This window comes from Pseudoduganella namucuonensis (assembly GCF_900116645.1).
In the GTDB taxonomy this organism is placed as follows: domain Bacteria; phylum Pseudomonadota; class Gammaproteobacteria; order Burkholderiales; family Burkholderiaceae_D; genus Rugamonas; species Rugamonas namucuonensis.
Genome location: NZ_FPBO01000004.1, coordinates 280,378 through 298,238 on the forward strand (window position 1 = coordinate 280,378; position 17,861 = coordinate 298,238).

The window sequence follows — 17,861 nt, forward strand, 5'->3', positions numbered from 1 at the left end:
TGGTTAAAAGCCTTAGAAGTTGTAGCCCGCGCGCACGCCGAAGGTCCTCGGGTCGCTGATGAAGAAGGAACCCGGCACGCGGCTTTCGATCTTCACCATGTCTTCAATGTTCTTCACGAACAGCTGCACGTTCCAGGTGCCGTTCGGGCTTTCATAGCCGATCGACGCGTCGGATTTGTGGTACGACGGCTGGCGGTAGCGGATGCCTTCGGTCGGGTCGCTGATGTAGTAGGAAGTCGAATGGCGGGTGGCCACCGTGGCCGCCACCTCGCCGCCGTTCGCCAGCGCGAAGCGGTGCGTGTAGCCCAGGCCGATGGTGGACGTGGGCGCGCGGTCCAGCTTCTGGCCGGAGAAGTCGATGGTGGCCGACGGGTTGTATTTCTTGAACTTGGCGTCGGTGACGGCCCAGGTGCCGCGCAGCATGCCGTCGTCGCCGACCTTCAGCTTGCCCTCGAACTCCAGGCCGTCCACCGTGGAATTGGCGGCATTGGCGGTGAAGGAATGGCAGGTGGACGGATCGTTGGTGCGGCAGGTGGTGGTCGTCAGCTGCTGGTCCTTGTAGGCGTAGTGGAAGACGTTGGCAGACAGTTGCAGGTGGTTGTCGAGGAAGCGACCCTTGACGCCGGCCTCGTAGGCGGTCAGCGTCTCCGGCTTGTACACGCCGGTGTCCGCCTCGGCGTTGAAGCCACCCGACTTGTAGCCGGTGGAGACGCTGGCGTACAGCATGACGTTGCGGCGCAGGTCGTGGTCCAGGCCGACCTTCCAGCTGGTGTTGCTGAATTCGACGTCCTGCGAGTAGGCCTTGGAGCTGGTGGTCGCGGGCGGCTTGGCGGCTTCGCCGCTGAGCGGATCGTAGCCGGTCTTGCGGTCGCGGGTGCCGCGCACGCCCAGCGTCAAGCGGGTGTCGTCGCGCAGCGCGTAGGTGGCTTGGCCGAAGGCGGCCTTGGACTTGTTGGCCAAGGTGGCCATGAAGGGCAGCACCACGTTGAACTTGCCGAAGGGCGCGGTGATGTAGGTGGTGTAGGCCGCCTCGCGGTCGATGTCCTCGTCGAAGGCGTACACGCCGGCCACCCAGCGCAGCGGGCCGTTGCCGGTGGAATTCACGCGCAGTTCGTGCGACAGCGCGCTGCTGCTGCCCCGGTTCAGGGTGGTGAAGGGGAAGCCGAAGTAGATGCCGTTGTTCAGCTGGTCCAGGCGCAGGCGCATGGAGGCCAGCTGGTAGGTCAGATCCACCGCGCCGAGGCGGGTCTTGAACTCGCCGCGCAGCGAGTCGGCCTGGTTGTCGCGGTGCGAGTTGGCGTCCTGCTTGAACGCCAGGCCGGCGGTGCGCTGCGCGTCCCTGCCGCGGTCCACGTAGACCGGGTCCTTGATATGGTTGCCGGTGCCGGCGGGGGAGAAGCCCAGCGTGCCGATCAGGGTGCCGGTGAAGAAGTTCGTGATCGGCACCGGCGACGCCGCGCCGCCGCTGATCTTGCTCGATTCGGCCGTCAGCAGCAGGCTGGTGGTGGGGCTGAAGGTGCCCAGCAGGTGCAGGCGCGCGGACTGGTCGTCCTGGCTTTCCAGCGCGATGGTGTTCGGGCCCGGGTTCAAATAGGTGTCGTGCTTGTTGGTGTTGACGGCGGCGCGCATGGCCCACACCTCGCCCATCGGAACGTTGATCATCGCGTCCAGGCGGCGGGTGTTGTAGTTGCCGATTTCCACGCCGACCTTGCCGGCCAGCGTCTTGCCCGGCTTGTTGGTGATCAGGTTGATCGCGCCGGCCGTGGCGTTGCGGCCGTACAGCGTGCCCTGGGGTCCGCGCAGCACCTCGATGCGGTCCAGGTCGAAGAAGGCCACGGCCTGCGCCTCGTAGCGCGGCACGTAGGCGCCGTCCACGTGGAAGGCGGCGGACGGATCGCCCTTCTCGGTCATGTCCAGGCTGGTCACGCCGCGGATGGACACCTGGAGCATGCCGCTTTCCTGCGCGATTTCCACGTTGGGCAGCATCTCGGCCAGCGAACGGGGATCGGTGGTGCCCGCGTTCTTCAAGTCTTCGCCGGACATGACGGACAGCGCCAGCGGCGTCTTGCTGGCCGGCTGCGCGACCTTCTGCGCGGTGATGATCACCTCGGCGATGCCGCCGTCCTTCTTGGTTTCCGCGTTCTGTGCCATGGCCGTGGCGGCGCCGGTGAGGTAGCCGGCGGCGAGGAGCGCCCGGGCGAGCAAGGTCAGCTTGGGGTTGTGCATGTTGAATCTCCTAGGTGTTCGCGGCAGCTCTCGAGGGTGCCGTATGGGTTGTGTTTGCAGGAAAAATGATAAGCGCTTTCCTGTTTTTTCCCATAGCGATTATTGGCCCCAACCTCACCATTATTTGGATAGCAGGCATTCGCCGTATGAATAGCCGCGCGCTTTCGAAGGTGGTTGGGAAAACGCTTACTACGGACGTGCGAAAGCCGCGCCATGCGCGGCGCGGCCTTCGGTTACCGCGGTTTAGCCAGGCTTAATCCGAGAGGGACACCCAGACGCCGCCGGCGCGCGACGACGCCTGCACGGCTTCGATGAACAGCACGCCGCGCAAGCCGTCGTCGATGGTGGGGAACCGCGCGTCGCCCGCGGCGGCGCCGGAGTTTGCGCAGCGCCTCGCCAGCAGGTGGCTGGCGATCTCGCTGTACAGGGCGGCGAAGGCGTCGATATAGCCCTCGGTGTGCCCGGCCGGCACGCGGCTCACGCGCGCGCCAGCCGCGTTCATGGCGGCGCTGCCCCGTTCAACGATGCGGGTCGGTTCGCCCAGCGGGGTCCAGCGCAACTCGTTGGGATGCTGCTGCGCCCATTCGATGCCGCCCTTGCTGCCGTAGACGCGGATGCGCAAGTCGTTGGCGTGGCCGGGCGCAACCTGGCTGGCCCACAACATGCCGCGCGCGCCACCCGCGTAGCGCAGCAGCACCTGCACGTCGTCGTCGATGACGCGGCCCGGGACGAAGGAACTCAACTCCGCCGCCAGCGCCTCCACCGGAGCGCCGACGATGGTGTCCGCCAGTTGCCAGGCGTGCGAGCCGATGTCGCCGATGGCGCCGCCGCCCGCCTTGGCCGGGTCGGTTCGCCAGGCGGCCTGCTTCTGGCCGCCCTGCTCCAGCGCCTCGGCCAGCCAGTCCTGCGCGTATTCCACCTGCACCACGCGTATTTGGCCCAGCGCGCCCTCGCGCACCATGCGCTGCGCGTGCCGCACCAGCGGATAGGCCGAGTAGTTGTGCGTGACGGCGAATATCAGGCCGCGCTCCTCGGCCAGCGCCTTCAGCATGCGCGCGTCGGCGCTGTTGGTGGTGACCGGCTTGTCGCAGATGACGTGGATGCCCGCTTCCAGGAAGGCGCGCGCCACCGGCGCATGCATGTGGTTGGGCGTGACGATGCTGACCGCCTCGATGCCGTCCTCGCGCGCGCTTTCCGCCTTCGCCATTTGCCCGTAGCTGTCGTAGATGCGCGCCGGGTCCAGCCCCAGCGCCCGCCCGGAGCGCTGCGACGCCTCGGCGGTGGACGACAGCGCGCCGGCCACCAGTTCGTAGCGGTCGTCCAGGCGCGCGGCGTGGCGGTGCACCGCGCCGATGAAAGCGCCCTCGCCGCCGCCCACCATGCCCAGCCGCACGCGGCCCGGAAATACTGCCTTGTCCATGCCTGCTCCTTAAGCGACGCCCAGCATGCGGCGGTTGCGCAGCGGGTCTCCGCCGCTGCCGGCGAAGTCGTCGAAGGCCTTGTCGGTCACGCGGATGATGTGGTCGCGGATGAAGGCCACGCCCTCGGCGGCGCCCTGCTCGGGGTGCTTGAGGCAGCATTCCCACTCCAGCACCGCCCAGCCCTTGAAGCCGTACTGGGCGAACTTGGAGAAGATGGCCTTGAAGTCGATCTGGCCGTCGCCCAGCGAGCGGAAACGTCCCGCCCTTTCCAGCCATGGCTGGTAGCCCGAGTACACGCCCTGCCGCCCGTCCGGCCGGAATTCCGCGTCCTTCACGTGCATGACCTTGATGCGCTCGTGATAGAGGTCGATGAAGGCCAGGTAGTCCAGCTGCTGCAACAGGAAATGCGAGGGATCGTAGGCGATGGCCAGGTTCGGATGGTGGTGCACGCGCTCCAGCAGCATCTCGAAGGTGACGCCGTCGAACAGGTCCTCGCCCGGATGCAGTTCGAAGGCCAGGTCGACACCGGCCTCGCCGTAGGCGTCCAGTATCGGCAGCCAGCGTTTGGCCAGTTCGTCGAACGCGGTCTCGATCAGTCCCGGCGGGCGCTGCGGCCACGGGTAGAGGAAGGGCCAGGCCAGCGCGCCGGAAAAGCTGATGGACGCGTCCAGGCCCAGATTGGCGGACGCCTTGGCCGCCAGCAGCATCTGCCGAACCGCCCATTGCTGGCGCGCCGCCGGGTTGCCGCGCACGGAGGCAGGCGCGAAGCCGTCGAAGGCCTCGTCGTAGGCCGGGTGCACGGCCACCAGTTGCCCCTGCAGGTGGGTGCTCAGTTCCGTGATCGCCACGCCGTTCTCGCCGGCCACGCCGGCCAGTTCGTCGCAATACGTCTTGCTCTCCGCCGCCAGCGCCAGGTCGAACAAGCGGGTGTCGTTGGACGGCACCTGCACGCCGCGATATCCCAGTTCGCCCGCCCAGCGCGTGATGGACTCCCAGCTGTTGAACGGCGCCTGGTCGCCCGCGAACTGCGCCAGGAAGATGGCCGGCCCCTTGTTGATGGTGGTCATGTGATGGTTCCCTCTCACACCGTGGCGCTGATGGTGCAGTTGGTGACGGGACTCCAGGGCAGGTAGGAAATGCGCAGCTGCACGGAAGCGGTGACGGTGTGCGCGCCCGGCGCCAGGCCGCCCGGCTGCAGCACCAGGACCTCGGCCACCTCGCCGAACTCCCAGCGCTCGTCGTAGGTGGTTTCCAGCTCGTCCAGCGTCCAGGTCTTGCCGCGCACCGAGAAGCGCACGCTTTCGCGCGGCACCTTCACGCCGTCCACGGTGACGCCGATGTCTTCCACGGCCGACAGGATCTGGCCGCGGTAGTAAGGCAGGCGCGCCCCCATGCGCCAGCCGGTGACGGTGTCGCCCTCGCGGGTGTTGCCCACGCTGCCGGGGAAAATGATGTGTTGATCGTACATGGTTCCGTTCTCCTTAGACTTCGCCCAACAGGCGCTTGAACATCTCTTGCTGGCGGCGCACCTGCTCGCGGCCATCGACCTCGAAGGCGTCCTCGATATGGCGCTGGCCCTCGTATTCGCTGGACAGGTGGCCGCTGTAGCCGCCCTCGATCAGCACGGGGATGATTTCCTCGTAGGGGATGGCCGGCTCCTTGCCGCTGTCGTCGATCTCGTAGAACTTGGCGTGGATGTTGAAGATCCACGGCATGAATTCCAGCATGCGCCGCGGGTTGCTCCAGATGTTGTGGCGCAGCGTCTCGGCCATTTGCAGGTCCACCGCGTTGCCGCCCAGCTTGCGCACGTCCATCAGCACGTAGTCGGGCAGCACGCGCGCGGCGTGCGCCTCGAGGATGAATTCGACGATCTTCGGCGTCGCGCCCAGGCGCAGGAAGCGGTCGCGGAACACGGGCGGGTAGTTCTTGGTGTACATGCCCATGTCCGGCACGTAGCCCACGTGGTCCGAGCCGGTGGCGCGCGTCAGCTCCGTGTAGCGCAGTATCCACGGATGGTCGAAGTGGAACGGCGAGTGCACCTCGATGCCCATGCGCACGTCCAGTTCCTCGGCCAGCGGCACGCAGGCCACCACCACCTCGGGCGGGGTGTTGACGATGACGCGGACGTTGCGGCAGCCGATGCGGCGCGCGAAATGCAGGTCGCGCTTGAGCGAGGCCACCATCTCGTCGAAATTCAGCTTGCGGTCCTTGTACAGCTTCACGTCCAGGAACATGTCGTGGCACTGGGCGTAGGCGCCATGGCGTTCGAGCGAATCGAACCAGCCGGCGATCTGCTCCTCGGGCACGTTGGGGAAACCGGTGAAGGATTGTTCGCTGACGACTTCGATGCCGCGCGCGCCCAGGCCGGCGGCGTGGGCGATGCAGTCGTCAAGGGTCATCTTGCGCAGGAAGGTCTCGTACTGGTAGCTGTAGAGCGAGACGCCGCGCTTGATGCTGTGCTTAGTGTTCATGCAAACCTCGGTTGGAAGAAATGGTTCAAAGGGAAGCGCGCGGTTGCGCTGGCGGCATGCGCAGGCGCATCAGGCATGCCACGATGGCGCACACCGCCGCGATCAGGCCGAAGGCCAGGAAGGCGCCCTGCAGGCCGCCCACCCAGCCGCGCATCAGGTTGACCACGGCGGGCGACAGGAATTGCGCCACGAAGAAGGAACTGGCCCACCAGCCCATGGCGCGGCCGCGGTGCTCGAAGGAGAATTTGCTCTGCGTCCAGGCGATGAGGGCGGGCACGATGATGCCGTTGGCCAGCTGCTGCATGAAGGCGAAGGCCAGCGCCACCTTGTAGTCCGGCGCCATGCCGATGCCGCTCAGCCCCACCGCGTAGCAGAAGAACACCAGGAAGATCTGCGCGCCGGCGCCGAAGCGGGTGGTCAGCTTGAATACGATGGCGCCGATCGGCACGCCGATGCTGGGGATGGCCATGCTCAGGCCTATCGATTTCGGATCGCCGACGCCCAGGTCCTTCAGCAGCAGCGAGAAGTTGATCACCTGGACGTAGTAGATGGTGGACAGCAGCACCGTCACGCCGCACACCATCAGGCCCACCATGTAGGGGAACGGCGTGGCGGCGGGGGCGGCGCCGCCCTGCCCGCGGCGCGGCTCCGGCTCGAACAGGTACACCACGCTGGCCAGGAAGATGGGTATGGCGACCGCGTACACCAGGAAGGGCCACTGCCAGCCCTGCGCGGCCAGGAAGCCCGAACCGGCGATGGTGAGGGTGCCCAGCATGGAGCCGACCACGCCCTGTATCATCAGCCAGCGGTGGCGGGCCCGCTCCTCGTAATAGTCCGCCAGCAGCGTGTTCACCACGGTCAGCACGCCCGCCTCGCCGATGCCGATGACGACGCGCCCGGCCACCACGGCCCAGAAGTTATCGATCAGGAAGGGCATCAGGCCGCCCAGTCCATACATGGCCATGGACCACAGCAGCAACTGGCGCCGGCCGAAGCGGTCGGCGATCACCCCGGCGGCCGGCGCGAACAGCGCGATGCAGGCGCTGGGCGCGGTGATCAGCAGCGGCACCATCAGCCTGGCGTTGGGCACGTCGTGGAAATGGGCCAGCAGCGTGGGCAGCGTGGGCGCCAGCGCGATGATCGCCATGACCGGCAGGAAGCCGGAGAACACCAGGATCCAGCCCTGGCGCCAGTCTGCCTGGCGGCGGGCGGGCGGCGCGGACGCCCCCTCCTGGTGGGAATACTTGGAACCGTGGCTGCGCATTGGACTTGCCTCCTGAATTATTATCACTGCATGCCTGTCTCGGCGGGAAAAACATAACCGGGATTATGATATCGCTTTCCCAGCCATTTCCCAACCAGGAAAACGCCGGGAGCAACGGCTTTTTATCGATACGTCGTATCCAAATCTTGAATACCCCCGAGGGCCGGTTGGGACGGATTTTTCCGGTATAGTAGGAAAACTTTTTCCCACCAGCCCCGCCATGTCCACTAAACGCAACGATCCCGCCCCCGCAGTCCCCGCCAGCGGCAAGCTCGCCTCCATTTCCGCCGTCGCCCAGCACGCCGGCGTCTCCATCGCCACCGTGTCGCGCGTGTTGAACGGCACCAAGGCGGTGAACGACGACACCCGGGCGCGCGTGGAGGCGGCCGTGGCGGCGCTGGGCTACCGCGCCAACGCGCTGGCGCGCAGCCTGATGCGCGGCGAGACGCGCTTGCTGCTGGTGCTGGTGCCGGACTTCGCCAACCCCTATTTCGCCGAGATAGTCAAAGGCGTGGAATCGGTCACGCGCAAGAACGGCTACGGCCTGGTGGTGGCCGACGCGTCTGAAACGCTGTCGCGCGACAGCCCCTCGCTCGATTCGCTGTACAACCGCCTGGCCGACGGCGTGATCAGCCTGGCGCGCTTCGCCGACCTGAAGCCGCTGCTGATGGAGATCCCCGACCTGCCGTGGGTGGCCTGCTCGGAGTTCGTGGAGGACGGCGAGATTCCCAACGTGAGCATCGACCATCGCCAGGCGGCCATCGACGCGGTGCAATACCTGATCAATCGCGGCCACCGCCGCATCGCCCTGCTCACCGCCGACGAGGACTACCAGTGGGCGCGCCAGCGCCGCGAGGGTTACGAGTTCGCGCTGCGCCGCGCCAACATCCCCATCGATGCGCAACTGGTGCGCATCGCGCGCGGCACCGATTACGTGTACGGCATGGAGGCCGCCGGCACCCTGCTGGCCATGGAGACGGCGCCGACGGCGGTGTTCGCGGTGTCGGACACGCTGGCCATCGGCGCCATCAAGGCCTTCCGCCGGGTGGGCCGCCGCGTGCCCGAGGACATCGCGGTGATGGGCTTCGACGACATCCCGGTGGCGCGCGTGTTCGAGCCGGCGCTCACCACCATCGCCCAGCCGGTACGCGAGCTGGGCGCCACGGCGGCCGAGCTGCTGCTCAAGCGCCTGGCCGGCGGCCCCGCCGAATCGTGCACGCTGCAGCACGCGCTGATCGTGCGCGCGTCCGCCTGACGCGCCCGCCCCGACAAGCAAGGAGGCGCCATGCGTTTCAATAAACTGGACCTGAACCTGCTGGTGGCGCTCAACGCGCTGCTGGCGGAGCGCAGCATCAGCCGCGCCGCCGAGAAGATCCACCTGAGCCAGCCCGCCACCAGCAACGCGCTGGCGCGCCTGCGCGCGTACTTCAACGACGACCTGCTGGTCAGCTCCGGACGCCAACTGCTGCTCACGCCGCGCGCCAAGGAGCTGGTGGAGCCGGTGCGCGAGGTGCTGATGCGCATCGACAGCACCATCGCCGCCCAGCCGCGGTTCGACCCGGCCGCGGAGACGCGCGTGTTCACCTTCCTGGTGTCGGACTACACCACGGCCGTGCTGGTGCCGGCGCTGCTGGAGACGCTGTACCGCGAGGCGCCCGGCATGCGCATCAACCTGCGCGACCAGTCGGACAAGCCGGCCGAAGTGCTGGAACAGGGCGACGCGGACTTCCTCGTCATCCCCTCGCAGTTCCTGTCCAAGGAACACCCGTCCGCCGCGCTGTTCGAGGAGGACTATCTGTGCGTCACCTGGGACGGCAACTCGCGCGTGCGCGAACGGCTCACCTTCGACGACTACCTGGCCTGCGGCCACGTGATCGCCACCTTCGCCAGCACCAACCCGCTGTCCACCTTCGACGGCTGGTTCATGGAAAGCTTCGACGTCAAGCGCCGCGTGGAAGTGACCGCGCCGACCATGACCGCCCTGCCATCGCTGGTGGTGGGCACCGACCGCATCGCCACCGTGCACCGCCGCATCGCGCTGCGCGCCCAGGAAACCCTCCCCATCAAAGTGTGGGAACCGCCACCGCGGATTCCGCGCCTGGTCCAGATGCTGCAATGGCATAAGCACCGCAACAACGATCCGGCCATCAGCTGGATACGCGACCGGATCGTCACCGCCGCCATGCGCGTGTAGCGGCCCACCCGGCCGGCGCGCACCGGCCACTGAAACAACAAGGAAAACTCGAATGAATGAAGCCGTCAGGAGCACGGAGGGCAGCGCTTTCCATGCCGCCTCCTCTTTCACGCCCCGCCGCCGCACGCTGGCCTTGGTCGCGGTGGCCCTCGCCTTTGTGATGGACCTGCTGGACACCACCATCATCAACGTCGCCATCCCGTCCATCGGCCAGACCATGGGCGCGGACAAGGCCGCGCTGGAATGGATCATCGCCGGCTACGCGACCGCGTTCGCGGTGCTGCTGATCGTCGGCGGCCGGCTGGGCGACAGCTACGGCTACCGCCGCATGTTCCTGATCGGGATCGCGCTGTTCACCGCCACCTCGATGGCCTGCGGCATGGCGCCCACCGCTTTCGCGCTGCAGGCCGCGCGGCTGCTGCAGGGCGCCAGCGCGGCGCTGATGGTGCCGCAGGTGATGGCGCTGGTGCAGGTGATGTATCCGCCCGAGCAGCGCTACAAGGTCTACACCGTGTTCGGCTTCCTGGGCGGCTTCTCGGCCGCGCTCGGGCCCATCGTGGGCGGGCTGCTGATCGACGCCAACTGGTTCGGCCTGGGCTGGCGGCTGACCTTCCTGATCAACCTGCCGATCGGCCTGTTCAGCCTCGCCGCCGGCGTGCTGCTGCTGCCGGCGGGGCGCGGCGTGAACGCGGTGGCGGTGGACCTGCGCGGCGCGGCGCTGTCCATCGTGGTGCTGTTCGCCATCCTGGCGCCGCTGATCGAGGGACCGGGCCGCGGCTGGCCACCGGGCCTGGTGCTGCTGCTGGCCGCAACCGCGCCGCTGGCCTGGGGCACGGTGCGTTACCTGCGCTGGAGGCAGGCCGCGCATGGCGACGCGCTGGTCAGCCCGGCGCTGTTCAAGCTGAGGAAGGTGTCGCTGGGATTGCTGTGCACCCTGTGCATCAACCCCGTGCTGCCCGGCTACCTGCTGGTGATGACCTTCGTGCTGCAGACCGGCATCGGGCTGTCCGCCTCGCAGATGGCCTACGCCTGCGCGCCGATCGCGCTGGGGGCCATGGGCGCCATCACGCTGCTGGGTCCCTGGCTGTTCCGGCGGCTGGGCGTGCGGGTGATGATGATAGGCGTGGGCGTGACCAGTTTCAGCCTGTGCCTGGCCGCGTGGTCGGTGCATGGCGGGCTGCTGGCGCACGGCGCGCTGGCGGTGGCGCAATTCGGCATGGGCCTGGGCATGGGCTTGTGCGGACCGCAGCTGTCCAACGCCACGCTGCAAGACGTGCCCATGTCCGACGCCGGCGTCGCGGCCGGCCTGCTGACGGCGGTGCAGCAGATCGCCGCCGCGCTGGGCGTGGCGCTGGCGGGCATGGCATTCTTCCACGGCCTGCACGCCACGACGGCGAGCGCGTCCGACTACACCAATGCCTATTTGCAAGTGCTGCCGCTATTCCTCGGCCTGATGGCCGCCGCCCTGTTTGGCGCCACGCGGCTGGCCAAGGCAATGGAAAAACAACGGCAAGTGTTAGGGGACCAAAGTTCTCTGGAATGCCCGATCATCCACGACCAGGTTCGGTGATCGGTAGATTCCGAGGCGGCGACGCTCCGGCCTTGGTTTCTTTTTCCGCTACCCTTTTACTTTCGGCCTCCAAAATCTTTTGACAGGTGTTGATGGTTGCGCGCAGTACCAACACTGGATTCACTTGAGTCTCGTTATCCCTTGGAGACTGAGCCTTCTCAGCGAATCCGGCCAGCTTTTCAAGGGATTCAGGGTTTTGCATAATTTCAAGCATCCATGCCAGGCAACCATCCTTCGTGTAGCTGAGATTGATCTCCCTGACGATTTCGGTCACTGCGGCAGCAAGTGCGACATTGGAATCCGTTGTCGCTTTGGCGACATCACCTAGACGCCCTGCCCCGGAACCCGATGCGGCCACGCTCGACTTCGCCTGATTCAGTTCAATCCCCGCGAGCCGTTTCACCTCATAGGCGGCATCGAGCTTACGCCGCTTGTCGGCCAGATCCAACTGTGAAGTCTGCTGCTCAGCCTGTAGTGTCGCGAGGGAAGTCACCAATGAATCGATGTCCGCCTGCACCGGAGGCTTAACATTTCGAGCGACAGCCAACTTCTGCTGAGCGTCCGCAACTCCTTTATTTGATGATTCAAGTTTTGCGCTTGCTTTGTCCAACTCAGTCTGGGCGACAAGCACCGCATCTGTAGCAGTTTGAACCTTAGCTTGCGCCGTCGACACGGCTGCATCGCCGGCCGTTGCGCCGGCCTTCGCATCAGCGCTGGCGATCAGTAGCGCTTGCGACGCGACAACCGGCCCTGTGAGTTGCTCAATGGCGATCAACCCCATCATCGTGCTCTGATAGCGCCGTTGCATCGCTGCGAAATCGGGCTGGGTGACGGCTCCTGAGGCATAGCCCTCGCACAGCCGGTACATTGCGTCGCGAAGCAGCTGAATGGACTGAGTCCGAAGGCCTACAAACGCGCCGCTTTCAGAGAGCGCGGTGGCAAAGCTTCCTGATGTTCCCGAACCTCGATTAAGCGAGATTCCGGCAGATGCGCCAATCACTGTCAGCGCATCAGGGCTGGGTTCAGCGCAGATCACAGATAACGATTGTCCGACTTCTGAACGCGATTGAGAAATAACAACCCGTTGTTTTACGTCAAGTGCCAGCGATTGACTTCGTAAATCAACATTTTTGGTTGAAGTGGTGAACTCGGCGCATGAGCTCAACAATGCCCCGACGATTATCGAGATGACTCCACGGCACACAATACGCATGGCAGGATCCTTCACGGTTTGTTGCGCTTATACCGCCTACTGCGAGCAATTGACACAACGTCGATCGGCTGCTTGCCTTGGACGCATAAACGTGTCCAAGTGAGTTAGCACACTGCGCTAGCGCATTGCCATTTCGACATATTGCGAATTATCAATAAAACATCGCCAAACTTACCAAATATCTCGCCGCCTGCCCATTGAAATATTCGCTATTGCAGGTTATGAGGCTTTATTTTGACAAGTGAGAATTGAATAGTTTTAGAACGAGGAATTTATGCAAGAAATTGTCTATCAATGAGTAATCCGCCTATACATCGATGATGTCCATGCACTTGCGGATGATGGCGGCCTTGTCCTGGCCCGCCGATGGCGTCCATTCGTGGCTGATGAAGCCACGGTAGCCCAGGTCGGCGATGGTCTTGGCGATGTGGCGGTAGTTCAGTTCCTGGCTTTCGTCGATCTCGTTGCGGCCGGGGACGCCGCCGGCGTGGAAGTGGCCTATCTTGCCGATGTGCTGGCGCAGGAAGTTCACGATGTTGCCGTCCATGAGCTGGGCGTGATAGATGTCCACCAGCAGTTTGACCCGCCGGGAGTTGAGTTGGGTGACGACGTCCAGGCCCCATGGCAGGTGGTCGAACATGCTGCCCGGCGCGGCGGGCGGTCCGCCAAGGTGGCCGGAGTTGATGTTTTCCATCACCAGCGTGACGCCACGCGCCTCAGCGTGCGCACGCACCCGCTGGAGGAAGGCGATGGCGTTGCTCTTGCCCTCCTCGTAACCCAACGCTCCCCGCTCGCCGCAGGTGACGATGATGTTCGGGATGCCATTGGCCGATGCGGCGTCGATGCGCTCCCGCAGCGCGGCCTCGAACACGCCGTCGCGGTCGGGCGTGCCGATGGCGTTCCAGCCGGGCGGTCCCGCGGACGCGCGGCCCGGCTTGGAGCTGCCGCCGCCATAATCCACGCGCAGCACGGACACGATCAGGCCATGGCGCTTCAATGTCGGCCAGTCGGCCGGGTCGCTGGCGAAATCCAGGCCCTGGATGCCGAGCGCGGCAGCCATGCGGCAGGTGTCCTCCATGCCGGCGTTGAAGAGATGCGGCGTCAGGCCTTGGCGCAGGCGCCCGGTCAGCGGCGGGAAGGCCGGATAGGCCGGCGCCTGCGCCTGGGCCGTGCTTTGCGCCATCGCCGGGGCGAGGCTGGCGGCATCGGCCATCACGGCCAGCGCGGCCAGTTGCTTCAGTATCCGCCGTCGTCCGGCGGAAGAGGGTTCGACTCGCATATGGTTGCTTTCTTTGAGCATAGAAAAAAGCCTGGCGCTTCGCGAGAAACGCCAGGCCCGGTCACCTGGATTCAGCGGACGCCCGCTCAGGCATCCAGTCCCAACGCGCGCCTGGTCAGCGCCAGCGATTCGACGCCGGACACGGTCGGGAAGTATTCAAGGCCGATGTCGCCCCGGTAGCCCTTCTCCCGCAGCACTTGCATCACGCCCGGCCAATCCAGCTTGCCGGTGCCCGGTTCGTGGCGGCCGTCGGTGTCGGCGACCTGCACGTGGGCCACCAGCGGTATGCGCTCGCCGATGGCTTGCGCGAAGTCCTCGCCGGTCTGCGCCGAGTGGTACACGTCGGCCAGCAGGCGCAGGCCGGGACTGTCGACGGCGGCCACGATGTCGAGGCCGCGCGCGATGGTGTCGACGAACATGCGCTGGCCGTTGACCACCATGTACACCGGCTCCAGCCACAACACCGCGCCCGCCTCCGCTGCCAGCGCGGCGGCGCGCTTCAACACGGCGACGGCGGCGTCGAACTGCTCGTCCACCGGCACGTCCGGCCGGGTAAAGCCGGACGCCACCACCATGCCCGCGCCGGGGAAGCGCCGCGCCACGGGGATGGCGTCCGCCACCGCCGCCATCACCTTGCCGTGGTCGGCCGGATCGACCAGGCTGCAGCGCGGCTCCACGCAGAAGCTGCGCAGGCGCACGCCCGTCTCGTCCAGCGCGGCGGCGATCGCGTCCAGCGGTTTTTCCCGCCACAGGTGGAACTCCACGCCGGTGACGCCGGCCGCGTGGGCGGCGCGTATGCGGGAGGCCAGGTCGTCATGGCCTTCCACGAACATCCATTCAATACAAGCTGCGAATTGCATAGTCTTCTTTCATTTAATGTGTGTATTCATCGCCGCGCGCGGCCCAGGTGCGCGCCGCCGAGGGCCGCCGCGACGGCCAGGCAGATGGCGCCGATGGCGGCCACGCTGGCCAGGAAGCCGCCAGCCGCGGTTCCGATCAGGGTGACCAGCGGGGGACTGAGGAACTGCCCCAGGAAGAAGGCGCCGCCCCACAGGCCCATGCCGCGTCCGCGATGTTCGTAGCCGTAGTGCCCCAGCGCCCAGGTGACCAGCACCGGCAGCAGCAGCCCGCCGCCCACCTGGCCCAGCGCGTCCAGCGGCAGGCCGATGGCCAGGTTGGGCGCCCAGGCCACGCCGATGTAGCAAACGCCATAGAAGGCCAGGATGACGCTCATCCACAGGTTCACCGGCACGTTCGCGTAGCGCTTGAACAGGTAGCCGCCGATCACCGTGCCCAGGCTGGCCACGGTCGCCAGGATGCTGATGCGTTCCGGCGAGGCCACGCCCATGTCGCCGAAGATGCGGCCGTGCTGCACCGCCTGCACGAAGAACACCAGCGAGAACAGCACCGTCACGCCGCACACCAGCAGCGTGGAACGCCACGGGAACGGCGAGCTCGCGGCTTGCGGTTCGGCGCGGTGTTCGGCGCGAAGTTCAGGGCCCGGCTTGCGCGGCTCCCAGCACGCGTGGAACGCGAAGGCGAAGACGGCGAAGCCGCTCAGGTACAGCAGGAAGGGATAGCGCCAGTGCAGCCCGGCCAGGAAACCGCCGGAGAGCAGGATGGCGGAACCGATCAGCGGCGCGAACATGTTCTGGTAGCCCAGCCACTTCTGCCGCTGCTGCCCTTCGAAGTAATCGCCCATCAGCGCGTTGCCCACCGTGAGGATGGCCGCCTCGGCCAGCCCCACCACCACCCGGCTGGCGACGATCAGCCACAGGCTGTCGAACATCATCGGCGCAAGGCCCAGCAGCGAGAACGCCAGCAGCGCGGCCAGCAGCAGCTTGCGCCGCCCCCAGCGGTCGGCGATGGCGCCGGCCGCGCCGGAGAACAGCGCCACGCACAGCGAAGGCACGGTGATGATCATCGGCACCAGCAGCTCGAAGCGCGGCACGGACGAGAACTGCTGGAACAGCTGCGGCAGGCCGGGCACCAGCGCGGCCAGCGCCAGCGTGGGCATGCTCATCACGGCCAACAGGGCGATGCCTTGCGCCGCGCCGGCCTGGCGCGCGGGCGCGCCGCCGATGGCCGCGGCTTCGGCCTGTGCCCCGCCCGCCGCTCGCGGCGGGGTGGATGGAAGAGGATTCACGGTGGTCCTTTCAAAGTATCGGTGCCTCGGGCGTAGGAAGGGCGCAGGTCAGCGCGCGGCGCGTTCCAGCACGTTCCGCCTGTACCAGCTGTTGAGCATCATGCCGCTGGCGATGGGCTCCGGTCCCTTGTCGCTTTCGACGATCACCCAGCCAGCATAGCCCAGCTCGCGCATCGCGGCCATCAGCGCCGGGAAGTCCACCAGGCCGGTGCCCATCTCGCCGAACCAGCGCGGGATCTCGCGCTCGCCGCCGGCCGCGATCATCGCGCGTTCGGCGTTCTGCAGCTTGTACTCGTCCAGCGTGTCCACCGCCAGCGCGTCCTTGAAGTGGAAGTGCCACACGCGGGCGTGGAAGCGGCGGTACAGCGCCACCACGTCGTGGCCGGCGATGGTCAGTTCGGCCGTGTCGAAGGCCAGGCCCACGCTGCCGCCGTCGCACAGCGCCATCAGCTGTTCCAGTTCGTCCGCGCCGCGCAGCGCGGAGAGCGCGTCCACGTGCAGCACCGTCTTCAGGCCCAGCGCGGCGGCCATGGCGCCGACCTGGTTCCAGCAGTCGGCCGCCGCCGCCAGGCGTTCGGCGTTCAGCGCGCCCTCCTTCCAGAACGACGGGAAGGGCCGCACCACCAGGAATTCGCCGCCCAGCTCCGCCAGCATCTCGGCGTGCAGCCTGGCCTGCGCCACGATGCGCGCGTGGTCCGCCGGCTGGGTGCTCATCAGGCCGAAGTGCAGTTCCTCGAAGCTCATCAGCGTGGGATCGAAGAAGGTGCTGGCCACGCGGTCTATGCCCCAGTCCTTCAGTTTCAGGCGGAAGTGCGTGGCCGAGCCGAAGTTGATGGCGATGTTCTCGGGACGCCCGATCGGGTCCCAGCGGCCGCTGCCCGCGTTCAGTTCCACGGCGGCGAAGCCGCAGGCCGCCGTGACCTTGAGCGCGCGCTCGATCTCCTCCAGCCTGGCGAAGCTGGTGAAGCCGGCCTTCCACTGGTTGACGCCGTAGCCCCATTTGATTTGTTGGTTCATGTTCTGCCTTCCGGGTTATGCGTAGATTTTCTTGAGCACGTGCTGGATGTACCAGGCCGACAATGCCGTGCTTTCGGGGTAGTTGCCGCCGCCGACGTCCGCCTTGTCGTGCTCGACGCCGACCCAGCCCTCGTAGCCGCATTCCTTCATCGCCGCCAGCAGCGCGGGGAAGTCCACCAGGCCCTCCGGCGTGCCCATCTCGTGGAACCAGCGCGGCGTGGTGGGCGCCATCACCTCGGCGTCCGGACGGCGGCGGTAGTCGCCGGTCAGGTCGACGTGGTGGGTGTCCTTCATGTGGAAGCCGCCGCAGCGGTCGTGCAGCTTGAGGTACAGGTCCACCGGGTCCACGCCGGCGATCACGTGCTGCGCGGTGTCGCAGTAGAAGAACACGTAGCGCGGGTCGGTGTATTCGTAGAACTTGCGCAGCTGCTCGGCGCTGCGGATGCCGCAGAAGAACTCGTGGTGGCAGCAGGTCTTGACGCCGTATTCCAGCGTCATCTTGCCGACCCGGTTCCACAGCTCGGCGCAGGCCTTCAGCTTGTCGTCGGTGACCGGCTCGACGTCGTAGTACAGGCCGGCCGGCATGACGATGAAGTTCTCCACGCCCAGGCCCACGCTGGAGCGCATGATGTGCTGGGCGTAGTTGAAGATGTGGTCGTGCGTGGCGCGCACGTGCGGCGCGCTCTGGCGCTCGTCGTACATGACCGCGTGGAACAGGCTCAGCACCTTGTCGATGCCGCGCTCCTGCATGAAGGCGCGCGCGTTCTCCAACGATCCGAACAGCTCGCGCAGCGGTCCCAGGTGGAAGTCGAAGGTCTCGATGGCCTCGTAGCCGATGGCCGAGATCTGCTTGAGGAAGGCGTCGAAGCGCTTCACCGAGGTGTACTGGGACAACTGCCCCTGCGGGGTGTCGATGCGCCAGTGGTCCATATAGGCCCAGCGCAGTTTGGGGGTGGTCGCTGTCATTTCTTTCCTTTGGGTGGGTGATGCAATGAAGGTTAAATTTATAATTAGAATTATAGTTATATTTTTATCCGAAGCGCCGCGCGTGGCCGCGCAT

At 66.3% G+C, this 17,861-nt stretch carries 15 protein-coding genes; 3 read left to right on the plus strand and 12 right to left on the minus strand.

Annotated elements, in window-relative coordinates:
* Positions 1–12 precede the first annotated feature (12 nt).
* From BM436_RS06755 to BM436_RS06780, 6 genes are all read right to left on the minus strand, one after another.
* Positions 13–2,226: a TonB-dependent receptor gene (locus tag BM436_RS06755; RefSeq protein ID WP_093554724.1), complete on the minus strand. Its 2,214-nt coding sequence runs from the start codon at positions 2,224–2,226 to the stop codon at positions 13–15.
* Positions 2,227–2,479: 253 nt separating this feature from the next.
* On the minus strand, positions 2,480–3,646 hold the full coding sequence (locus BM436_RS06760; RefSeq protein WP_093554725.1) for a Gfo/Idh/MocA family protein: 1,167 nt from the start codon (positions 3,644–3,646) through the stop codon (positions 2,480–2,482).
* Between the two features lie 9 nt (positions 3,647–3,655).
* Positions 3,656–4,714 (minus strand): sugar phosphate isomerase/epimerase family protein, encoded by a 1,059-nt coding sequence (locus tag BM436_RS06765; protein ID WP_093554726.1) that lies wholly within the window; start codon positions 4,712–4,714, stop codon positions 3,656–3,658.
* 14 nt (positions 4,715–4,728) lie between these two features.
* Positions 4,729–5,115, minus strand: coding sequence for a C-glycoside deglycosidase beta subunit domain-containing protein (locus BM436_RS06770; RefSeq protein ID WP_093554727.1), 387 nt, complete (start codon positions 5,113–5,115; stop codon positions 4,729–4,731).
* A 13-nt stretch (positions 5,116–5,128) separates the two neighbouring features.
* Positions 5,129–6,118, minus strand: coding sequence for a sugar phosphate isomerase/epimerase family protein (locus tag BM436_RS06775; protein WP_093554728.1), 990 nt, complete (start codon positions 6,116–6,118; stop codon positions 5,129–5,131).
* 25 nt (positions 6,119–6,143) lie between these two features.
* Entirely contained in the window at positions 6,144–7,382 is a 1,239-nt protein-coding gene (locus tag BM436_RS06780; protein ID WP_093554729.1) for an MFS transporter, read from the minus strand.
* A gap of 220 nt (positions 7,383–7,602) precedes the next feature.
* On the opposite strand from BM436_RS06780, the gene BM436_RS06785 reads away from it, so the two are divergent.
* The 3 genes from BM436_RS06785 to BM436_RS06795 are packed head-to-tail and all read left to right on the plus strand — an operon-like array spanning position 7,603 to position 11,146.
* Positions 7,603–8,637, plus strand: coding sequence for a LacI family DNA-binding transcriptional regulator (locus tag BM436_RS06785; RefSeq protein WP_093554730.1), 1,035 nt, complete (start codon positions 7,603–7,605; stop codon positions 8,635–8,637).
* Between the two features lie 30 nt (positions 8,638–8,667).
* A complete protein-coding gene (locus BM436_RS06790; RefSeq protein ID WP_093554731.1) occupies positions 8,668–9,576 on the plus strand; it encodes a LysR family transcriptional regulator in 909 nt (302 codons plus the stop codon).
* A 52-nt stretch (positions 9,577–9,628) separates the two neighbouring features.
* Positions 9,629–11,146 carry an MFS transporter gene (locus BM436_RS06795; RefSeq protein ID WP_093554732.1) on the plus strand — a complete coding sequence of 506 codons (1,518 nt, stop codon included), beginning with the start codon at positions 9,629–9,631 and terminating at the stop codon, positions 11,144–11,146.
* On the opposite strand, the gene BM436_RS06800 is transcribed toward BM436_RS06795, so the two are convergent.
* From BM436_RS06800 to BM436_RS06825, 6 genes are all read right to left on the minus strand, one after another.
* Complete coding sequence (locus tag BM436_RS06800; RefSeq protein ID WP_143132997.1) at positions 11,124–12,359, minus strand: hypothetical protein; 1,236 nt, start codon at positions 12,357–12,359, stop codon at positions 11,124–11,126. The genes BM436_RS06795 and BM436_RS06800 overlap by 23 nt on opposite strands.
* Before the next feature lie 307 nt (positions 12,360–12,666).
* Positions 12,667–13,638 (minus strand): TIM barrel protein, encoded by a 972-nt coding sequence (locus BM436_RS06805; RefSeq protein ID WP_177307015.1) that lies wholly within the window; start codon positions 13,636–13,638, stop codon positions 12,667–12,669.
* Between the two features lie 86 nt (positions 13,639–13,724).
* The gene (locus tag BM436_RS06810) at positions 13,725–14,498 is read right to left on the minus strand and encodes a TIM barrel protein (protein WP_093554735.1); all 774 of its coding nucleotides are present in this window, start codon (positions 14,496–14,498) and stop codon (positions 13,725–13,727) included.
* Positions 14,499–14,524: 26 nt separating this feature from the next.
* Complete coding sequence (locus tag BM436_RS06815) at positions 14,525–15,784, minus strand: MFS transporter (RefSeq protein ID WP_093554736.1); 1,260 nt, start codon at positions 15,782–15,784, stop codon at positions 14,525–14,527.
* A 48-nt stretch (positions 15,785–15,832) separates the two neighbouring features.
* The gene (locus BM436_RS06820) at positions 15,833–16,801 is read right to left on the minus strand and encodes a sugar phosphate isomerase/epimerase family protein (RefSeq protein ID WP_093554737.1); all 969 of its coding nucleotides are present in this window, start codon (positions 16,799–16,801) and stop codon (positions 15,833–15,835) included.
* Between the two features lie 15 nt (positions 16,802–16,816).
* Positions 16,817–17,767, minus strand: a complete 951-nt coding sequence (locus BM436_RS06825) for a sugar phosphate isomerase/epimerase family protein (protein ID WP_229489452.1) — start codon at positions 17,765–17,767, stop codon at positions 16,817–16,819.
* Positions 17,768–17,861: the final 94 nt, after the last annotated feature.

Bases quoted from the DNA above. Each gene is read 5' to 3' on its own strand.
- BM436_RS06755 (WP_093554724.1), bottom strand. From the start codon at position 2,226: ATGCACAACCCCAAGCTGACCTTGCTCGCCCGGGCGCTCCTCGCCGCC.
- BM436_RS06760 (WP_093554725.1), bottom strand. From the start codon at position 3,646: ATGGACAAGGCAGTATTTCCGGGCCGCGTGCGGCTGGGCATGGTGGGC.
- BM436_RS06765 (WP_093554726.1), bottom strand. From the start codon at position 4,714: ATGACCACCATCAACAAGGGGCCGGCCATCTTCCTGGCGCAGTTCGCG.
- BM436_RS06770 (WP_093554727.1), bottom strand. From the start codon at position 5,115: ATGTACGATCAACACATCATTTTCCCCGGCAGCGTGGGCAACACCCGC.
- BM436_RS06775 (WP_093554728.1), bottom strand. From the start codon at position 6,118: ATGAACACTAAGCACAGCATCAAGCGCGGCGTCTCGCTCTACAGCTAC.
- BM436_RS06780 (WP_093554729.1), bottom strand. From the start codon at position 7,382: ATGCGCAGCCACGGTTCCAAGTATTCCCACCAGGAGGGGGCGTCCGCG.
- BM436_RS06785 (WP_093554730.1), top strand. From the start codon at position 7,603: ATGTCCACTAAACGCAACGATCCCGCCCCCGCAGTCCCCGCCAGCGGC.
- BM436_RS06790 (WP_093554731.1), top strand. From the start codon at position 8,668: ATGCGTTTCAATAAACTGGACCTGAACCTGCTGGTGGCGCTCAACGCG.
- BM436_RS06795 (WP_093554732.1), top strand. From the start codon at position 9,629: ATGAATGAAGCCGTCAGGAGCACGGAGGGCAGCGCTTTCCATGCCGCC.
- BM436_RS06800 (WP_143132997.1), bottom strand. From the start codon at position 12,359: ATGCGTATTGTGTGCCGTGGAGTCATCTCGATAATCGTCGGGGCATTG.
- BM436_RS06805 (WP_177307015.1), bottom strand. From the start codon at position 13,638: ATGCGAGTCGAACCCTCTTCCGCCGGACGACGGCGGATACTGAAGCAA.
- BM436_RS06810 (WP_093554735.1), bottom strand. From the start codon at position 14,498: ATGCAATTCGCAGCTTGTATTGAATGGATGTTCGTGGAAGGCCATGAC.
- BM436_RS06820 (WP_093554737.1), bottom strand. From the start codon at position 16,801: ATGAACCAACAAATCAAATGGGGCTACGGCGTCAACCAGTGGAAGGCC.
- BM436_RS06825 (WP_229489452.1), bottom strand. From the start codon at position 17,767: ATGACAGCGACCACCCCCAAACTGCGCTGGGCCTATATGGACCACTGG.